Source organism: Robinsoniella sp. RHS (genome assembly GCF_001029355.1).
In the GTDB taxonomy this organism is placed as follows: domain Bacteria; phylum Bacillota; class Clostridia; order Lachnospirales; family Lachnospiraceae; genus Robinsoniella; species Robinsoniella peoriensis.
Map to the genome: position 1 here is coordinate 54,924 of NZ_JNGB01000035.1, position 8,095 is coordinate 63,018.

An 8,095-nucleotide genomic window follows, 5' to 3' on the forward strand; every position below is an offset into this window, starting at 1 on the left:
TTAACAATAGTGACAGCACTGTCCGGCTGGAGCACACTTTATAGCAGGCTTCGGGGGAAAAGGAATTTTCCCCCGCTGTCTTTTACACTTTTCAATGAAAGGAAGCGGAAATAATGACTAAATATAAGAAAAAAAGCATGGATAAAAAACTGTTCCGCCAATACCTGATACTGGTTCTGCCGGGTTTTATTATTTTTACGATCGGATTAATTATACCAATGTTAATGGCATTTCGGTATTCTCTCACCAGCTGGGACGGTATGTCTGCGGTGAAGCCATTTGTAGGATTAAAAAATTATATTGACCTGTTTCAGGATTCCGATTTCAGGTCGGCATGGTGGTTCACAATATTATTTACTATTGGCAATACCGTCATCCAGAATATTGTAGCACTTTTATTTGCAGTAGCTCTGGACAGTGGAATTAAAGGTCAGAAAATTTACCGTACCGCATTCTTTGTGCCTTGCCTGATCAGTGCGGTCATCGTAGGTTTTGTATGGCTGAAAATGTATTCCAATGTACTGCCGGCAATCAATGATGCACTTGGAACCAATATCAACTTTATGTTGTTTGGAGACGGGAAAACAGTATTGTCAGGATTATTGATAGCGAATAACTGGCAGTGGATCGGTTACTGGATGCTGATTTATCTGGCTGGACTGCAGTCAATTCCGTCAGAACTTTATGAAGCAGCCAAAGTGGATGGGGCCGGAGCGGTGAAAAGATTTTTTAATGTTACGATTCCGATGCTTGCACCTGCAATCACAATCTGCGTGGTAGGTATCACAACAGGTTCCTTAAAAGTGTATGATTTGTTGGTTTCATCCACAAAGGGTGGTCCGGGAAGGGCATCCACATCCATTATTTATCAGACTTATACTACGGCAATTAACGGGCGGCAGTATGGTTATGGTTCGGCAATGTCAGTAACACTTGTCCTGGTATTATTTCTGGTAGCGCTGATACAGGTTAAAGGATTAAAGAAAAAGGAGGTGCAGGCATAATGTTAGGAAGAAAAAAAGAAAAAGATGATACACCTTCCCAGCCATATACAAAAAGCACCTTCATCATTCAAATCGTAATGAGTCTGTGTGCAATTGTCTTTATGGCACCGATATTCATGATTTTGAATTATTCCTTTAAAACAAAAAAAGAGCTCTATCTGAGCAGCCCCATTGCACTGCCCGAAAATTTCAGCCTGGATAACTATGTACAGGCATTTAAAAAGCTGAATCTGGTAACAACTTTTGGAAATACGTTTCTATATACAGCAATCAGCGTATTAATACTGGCACTGCTGTGCGGAACAACTGCCTGGGCAATTGCCAGATGCAATCACAAATTTTTCAAATTCTGCTATATCTATTTTATAATAGGAATTTTGATTCCTTACCAGGCATTATTTTTACCAATCTACATTATAGGTTTCAATATGCATTTGACAAATACCAGAATCGGAATTATCTTTATGTATATAGCCACAGGAGTATCATTCGGTGTCTTCCTGATGAACAGTTTCATGTCAACTGTGCCGGTTGAGCTGGAAGAATCCGCTCGTATTGACGGCTGCTCCGTATTTAAAACTTATTATAAGATCGTTCTGCCGCTGCTGAAACCTGCTATGGCTACACTGGTAATCATGCAGTCATTCCAGATCTGGAATGATTATCTGCTGGCAAGCCTCTATGTGAGCAAGAAACAGTTAAAAACGTTGACAGTTGCAATCCAGTCCCTGTTTTCTGCACAGTCCAGTGATTATACCACGGCTATGGCGGCGATTGTTATATCGGTTCTTCCCATAGCGATATTGTTTATCTGCCTGCAGAAGTATTTTATTAAAGGAATGACAGTAGGAGCTGTAAAGGGCTGAATTTTTGCAGTATAGCAGAGGAGCACAACCCAGACTGTGCTAGTCATTTGGTTAAGTGTGAAAGAAAATCGCTTTCACACTGCTGATTTTGGAATAGAACAAGCCATCTTGCGCTATTCATTGGGTAAAAATTGAAAGAAAATAATGAGGAAGGATGCCACTGGATAAATCTTTCAAATCATTTATTGTGGCAGTATAGCGGACTACCAGCTATATAAAGAGGTGAAAACATGATTCAGATTTTAGAAGAATATTTATTTGGCGATATGACGGCAAGATATGTAACAGACCAGAAAAAAGAAAAGGTCGGACTCATACTGCTTCCAGCGTCAGAACCGGCACCTGCCGATATTGAAAAAAAACAGGAACCGGATTCCCTGGTTCAGATAAAGGTTGCCGGAGATACCTATGGAGGCGCATATTCACAGGGCAGTACCCTGCGTAATTCCCAGACGGTGCAGCAGTTAAAATTTTGGAAACAGGAACATTTGCAGGAGGAAAAAAAGCAAACAGTCGTTACCAGTTTAAAGGATGAGCGGGGGTATGTTGTCCGCCATTTTCTCACATGGACAAAAGGTGACCTCTTCTGCCGAAGCTTTTGTGAATTTGAAAATAACAGCGGTGAACCGGCAGAGCTTGAGATGTTCGAAAGTTTTTCTCTGGGAGGAATTTCTCCATATATAGAAGGTGACTGCCACGATCAGATTGTAGTTCACAGACTGCGCAGCAGATGGAGTCAGGAAGGCCGCCTGGAATCCCTGCCCATTGAACGCCTGGAGTTAGAACCGGCATGGGCAGATCATGCGGTACGATGCGAACGGTTTGGGCAGGCAGGATCCATGCCGGTGAATAAGTTTTTCCCTTACCTGGTTCTGGAAGACAGGAAAAACCATATTTTCTGGGGAGCACAGATTGCACATGGGGCGTCCTGGCAGATGGAAATTTACAGAAAAGATGAAGGAATTGCCATGAGCGGCGGTCTGGCTGACCGGGAGTTTGGGCATTGGATGAAAATTATAGAAGCAGGTGCCTGCTTTCAAACGCCTCAGGCAGTTTTAAGTGTTGGGAAATGCAGGGATATTGATGACATCTCTTACCGGCTTACAAAGTCAGGAGAGGAAGGCGCAAATCAGGCACCTGAGGCAGAACAGGATCTGCCCATTGTATTTAATGAATATTGTACCACCTGGGGATGTCCGTCCCATAAGAATATCAGCAGCATATTGGAGGCAGTGAAGGGAAAAGGATTCACCTATTTCGTAATTGACTGCGGCTGGTATAAAGAAGAAGGAGTGCCCTGGGATATCAGTATGGGAGACTATGAAGTATCGGCAGACCTGTTCCCGGAGGGGCTGGCTAAGACTGTAAATGCAATTAAAGAAGCAGGTTTACAGCCTGGAATCTGGTTTGAAATTGAAAATACGGGCCGTGCATCCAAGGCATACCAAATGACGGAACATTTGCTGAAACGGGATGGAAAAGTACTGACTACAGATATGAGAAGGTTTTGGGATATGCAGGACCCCTGGGTTGAAGCTTATCTCACTGAACGGGTAATCGGCACTTTAAAAAAATACGGATTTACCTACATGAAAATTGATTATAATGATACCATTGGAATCGGCTGTGACGGTGCGGAATCCCAGGGTGAGGCACTGCGTCAGAAAATCGAAGCAACGATGAAATTTCTGGAGAAAATAAAAGCAGAGGTTCCAGGTATCGTTTTGGAAAACTGTGCTTCCGGAGGACACCGCCTGGAGCCGGGCTTCATGCAGGCGACCAGCATGGCATCATTTTCAGATGCCCATGAATGTGTGGAGATTCCTATCATAGCAGCCAATCTCCATCGCTGCATTCTGCCGAGGCAGAGCCAGATCTGGGCTGTGATACGCAAGGAAGATTCTTTAAAGAGAATCGCTTATTCTATAGCCAATACGTTTCTGGGCAGGATGTGCATTTCCGGTGATGTTACGGAATTGGATGGACCACAATGGGAATTGATCGATGCCGGTATAGCATTCTATAAAAAAATATCTGGTATTATTAAGAAAGGTAAATCCTACAGGTTTGGTCCGGATATGAACAGCGTGCGAAATCCACAGGGGTGGCAGGGGCTGCTTCGCGCTGGAGAAGAGCGTGATGCCTGTTTGGTTTTGCATACATTTGATGGGGAATTGCCGGAGATGATTCAGATAGAACTGCCGGAAGACAGATCCTGGGAACTTGCTGATATTTATTCCGATACACCGGTGGAAGTTACTCTGAAAGAGCATACTTTGTATTATCGGCCTGCAGATAATTTTAAAGCGGTGGCAATACTTTTAAAAAGCAGATAGAAAATGACATAAACAAAAACCGAAACATATAACTCTTGTAAATAGTCTGAAAATGGCAAAAATAAAACCCTGACAGTTAAAAGCAGAATAAAATCTGCATAACCGTCAGGGTTTTCGTTTCCCCATTATCTTTTAGAAAATGAACCTTTTCTATATCACTTTGCTGGATTGCGGCAGAGGTTCGGTCTGCATTTCTCTGAACTTAACAGGCGGCATGTGGTATTCCTTTGCAAAGATCCGGCAAAAATGGCTGGCATCCGAACAATTGATTTCCGCTGCTATCTCAGAGACTGTCATGTCCGTTTCTTTTAAAAGCCAGCACGCTTTTTCCATACGTTTATGCTGAACGATCTGGGAGAAGGACAGTCCGAATGATTTTTTGATTAATCGGCTTAAATACGAAGAGGAATAATTAAAGTGGCGGCAGACATCTGAGAAAGTAACTGTATTGTAATTCTTCTGTATGTATTCCAGAATACCCAGCAGGCGCTGGTCACAGGAAGGCTTTTGAGATGTAATTACATTTCCGATATGTTCCCGCAGAAGAATAATCAGCACGGTATTCACATAATTGCTGAGCATATTCTGATGATACGGTTCTTTCTCACGAAATTCATCATAGATCCGGTAAATGTAATAACGGATCAGATCATCCCTGCCGGTTCTGAAAATAATCATCGGATGATCCGTATTTCCATAGAGAATACTCTTAAAATAATTAGATAGAAAACTCTGCTCCGATAATAATTCAAAAAAGATAGAATCAAATGAATTCTGCCGTATTAAAATATTAATTCCGATAAAATCATCAGAATAGGAACGAATTTCGTGTGGAGAATTAAATTCCCAGAAGCAGAAATCCCCTTCCTTCAAGCGATAGTCATGGGAATGACAGGTGTGGATGCACTCTCCTTTTGCAATGTAAAACAGTTCAAAGAAAGAATGGGTATGTAGGCGGGGAGGGAGGAAACGGCAGTGTTTTATCACCACGATATTAGATTCCATATGAAACATCTCTTCTGTTAATACATGAGATACCCCATCTGTCCCTCCTGAAACATCCGGGAAGAATTCGCGGAACTTTTCCATTTGCCGTCTCCGCTCCCATTGGGAGCAATGATCTAACCCGTGCTTCGTCCGGTACATATCCCTGCACACAATTTCCAAAGGGTTAAATTCCATTAATTTCTCTTCAATAGTTTGCATGATACTTAAATCAGGATTTTCCATAATTTACGACGAAACCTTTATTTATGTGGTTGAAATGACGATTCATCATAAACTTTTAAAATCATATTTTCCTTATATGAGTATTATTGTACAGCAAAAATGGAAAATATGGAAGAATAAATAGCAAAAAGTCATAAAAAACAATTCAAAACAGAGATATATACAATGAATGAAAAAAGAAAAGTGATAAAATGTGGATAATGTTACCGGAGCAGTACCAAATCGCTTCAGGGGAACAAAAGAAGAATCAGGAGGGCTGAAAATGAGAAAAAGCAAAAAGGTAATAGCCGCTTTACTGGCGGTATCCATGGCCGCAGGACTGTGGTCAGTGCCTGGATTTGAAGTATTAAATGCAAAGGCAGCAGCTGGAAGTGTAATCAGCAGTGAGGAATTTAAGCAGCCGGGAATGGATTACAGACCGGGAGTGCGCTGGTGGTGGCCGGGAGGAGCCGTGGATGAAACGGAACTTCAGACAGAGATAGACTATCTGGCTGCAAATGGATTTGGTTATGTTGAAATCAATCCTTAGCAAGTACCTATATAAATATAATGCACAAAAAAATGACTGCCGTAACAAGGTCATGAAGATCAATGATCGTTGGGAAGAACTGAAAGAAAAGTCCAATAGAAATATCCAAAGCGAAAGAGGGATTGTAAAACGCCAGACCCGTTCCATCCAAACAGAAGGACATTTTGGTGATATGAAAGAAAATGAAAACTTCTGGCGGTTTCACTATCGTTCATCAGAGAAAGTATACAAAGAGTTTATGTTGTATGCAATTGGGCGGAATATCAATAAATATCACCGCTTCCTTTATCATTAAATCGAGAAATATGAGGGAAAAAAGGAACAAAAAACAGCCTCGAGAAGGAAGCACTTCCTAAAATCAAGACAAGGGGTTTTTGCGCCCTAAAATAAATAGATCCCAAAAAAGAGATAACCCTGTAGAAGTTCAAGTCTTTGAAAAAGTCTGAATTCCACAGGGGTATCTCTTTCCTGAAAATCAGAGACTAAAAATTGGTATTAACCGACAGACAATCATGAGAGAATCTCACCACAATAAATGAAAACTGGATATTGGCTTTGCTCTATATCGTGGTATACTAAAGGTGCCGATAAAGTTGTAAGGGGACTGGTGCTATCAAGCCCGTGCGACAGACTGATTTTCAACCTCTTAGTGTACCACTTATTGTTTCCATCGCTTTTTGATGAGGACGCAGGACAGCCAACATTTATGGAAGAGGTTGCATCGGCTTATACTATATCGAGGAGGTATATTTATGGAAGTACTGTATAAGCGGTGTTGTGGAATTGACATTCATAAAAATATGTTAGTAGCCTGTGTTTTTATAAGTGTCAGAAAAAAAGAAATTCGTCAGTTTGGTACAATGACTGATGATATTTTACAGTTAACGCAGTGGTTAAAAGAAGTTGATTGTGAAATGGCTGCTATGGAAAGTACAGGTAGTTACTGGAAGCCTGTATATAACATCTTTGAAGAGGAGCACATTCCAGTTATTGTTGTGAATGCCCAGCATATAAAAGGCGTTCCAGGTCGCAAGACAGATGTGAAAGATGCTGAATGGATTGCTGATTTAGTCCGTCATGGTTTAGTAAAAGCAAGTTTCATTCCAAACCGGGAGCAACGAGAACTCCGTGACAAAAAAAGTGCGGAACGGTTGCTTGCGGAAACAGGAATCGAAATGAATCAGTTTAAAAGTCAATCCAACTTTAGTTCTTGGGCGGGTTTAGTGCCTGAATGTAAAGAAAGTGCAGGAAAAAAGATGAGCACTCGGATACGTAAGGGGAACCAACATGTAAAATCAGTACTTGTTGAATGCGCACGATCTGCAATTCGAAATAAAAAGAGTTATTTCTACTCACGTTATCAACGAATTGCCTCACGTCGAGGAGGAAAAAGAGCTCTAATTGCAATTGCCCATTCTATGCTCGTTGCAATCTATCATATATTAAAAGACTTACAGCCTTACAGGGAACTTGGATGCGGTTATTATGACACTTGTAATCATGAGAAAATAATACAAAGAAATGTCCGTTCGTTAGAGCGGCTGGGAGTAAAGGTCGTAATTGAATAAGGTATTTGACTCTACAAAGGTAAAAGCCCACCAGAATCGGTAGGCTTTATTGTAATGCTTGTTATGGAACTGTCAGGAGTTACGTTTTCAGGACAGCCCCTTCCTAATTAGGGACTTATTTTACAGCCCCTACAGTCTGAACATATTTTTAAATAATATGCTATGTAATATAGAACTTTTTGGGAATGTTAAAAAATTACGTTTATAAAATACTTGAATAAATTTTAGGCAAATAGTAATTAAAATAGTACTATTAAAAGTATTTTTTGGAGGATTAATATAGATCAGCTTTATGATATGATTCAGGAGAGCGGAAAATCGATTGAAGATATTATGATGATGATAACGGATTGATTTTAACTTATCTTAGAATAAAATGAAGATAAAAGAGTAGAGGTGTACAGTTATATATTTGTATGTCTCTATATTTTTTTGATTCAATTTATGTTCAGAATAAATGTAGATTACTACCAACTAGTCAAGAATTATGACCAGTTAAGCAAAGACTATTGTTTGTAGCATACTTTTGTGATATATATAATATTATTAAACGAGGTTAAGC

General features: G+C 40.4%; 6 protein-coding genes and 1 pseudogene. 6 read left to right on the forward strand and 1 reads right to left on the reverse strand.

What is annotated here, in order from left to right; genetic code table 11:
• The first annotated feature begins 113 nt into the window (after positions 1 to 113).
• From RHS_RS16455 to RHS_RS16465, 3 genes are all read left to right on the forward strand, one after another.
• Positions 114 to 1,004: a carbohydrate ABC transporter permease gene (locus RHS_RS16455; protein ID WP_027292507.1), complete on the forward strand. Its 891-nt coding sequence runs from the start codon at positions 114 to 116 to the stop codon at positions 1,002 to 1,004.
• On the forward strand, positions 1,004 to 1,870 hold the full coding sequence (locus RHS_RS16460; RefSeq protein ID WP_052430854.1) for a carbohydrate ABC transporter permease: 867 nt from the start codon (positions 1,004 to 1,006) through the stop codon (positions 1,868 to 1,870). Before RHS_RS16455 ends, RHS_RS16460 begins: the two co-directional genes overlap by 1 nt.
• Positions 1,871 to 2,100: 230 nt before the next feature.
• Positions 2,101 to 4,206 carry a glycoside hydrolase family 36 protein gene (locus RHS_RS16465; protein WP_047833798.1) on the forward strand — a complete coding sequence of 702 codons (2,106 nt, stop codon included), beginning with the start codon at positions 2,101 to 2,103 and terminating at the stop codon, positions 4,204 to 4,206.
• Between the two features lie 150 nt (positions 4,207 to 4,356).
• Here RHS_RS16465 and RHS_RS16470 read toward each other — a convergent pair whose 3' ends face one another.
• Complete coding sequence (locus tag RHS_RS16470) at positions 4,357 to 5,295, reverse strand: helix-turn-helix domain-containing protein (protein ID WP_047833799.1); 939 nt, start codon at positions 5,293 to 5,295, stop codon at positions 4,357 to 4,359.
• Between the two features lie 403 nt (positions 5,296 to 5,698).
• On the opposite strand from RHS_RS16470, the gene RHS_RS16475 reads away from it, so the two are divergent.
• The 3 genes and pseudogenes from RHS_RS16475 to RHS_RS16485 all read left to right on the forward strand — a co-directional run bounded on the left by RHS_RS16475 (position 5,699) and on the right by RHS_RS16485 (position 7,533).
• The gene (locus RHS_RS16475; protein ID WP_047833800.1) at positions 5,699 to 5,965 is read left to right on the forward strand and encodes a hypothetical protein; all 267 of its coding nucleotides are present in this window, start codon (positions 5,699 to 5,701) and stop codon (positions 5,963 to 5,965) included.
• Positions 5,964 to 6,260, forward strand: a pseudogene (locus RHS_RS16480) (transposase); the annotation flags it as partial. The gene RHS_RS16475 and the pseudogene RHS_RS16480, both read left to right, overlap by 2 nt.
• Positions 6,261 to 6,717: 457 nt before the next feature.
• Positions 6,718 to 7,533, forward strand: a complete 816-nt coding sequence (locus RHS_RS16485) for an IS110 family transposase (RefSeq protein WP_047833802.1) — start codon at positions 6,718 to 6,720, stop codon at positions 7,531 to 7,533.
• The last annotated feature ends 562 nt before the right edge of the window (positions 7,534 to 8,095 follow it).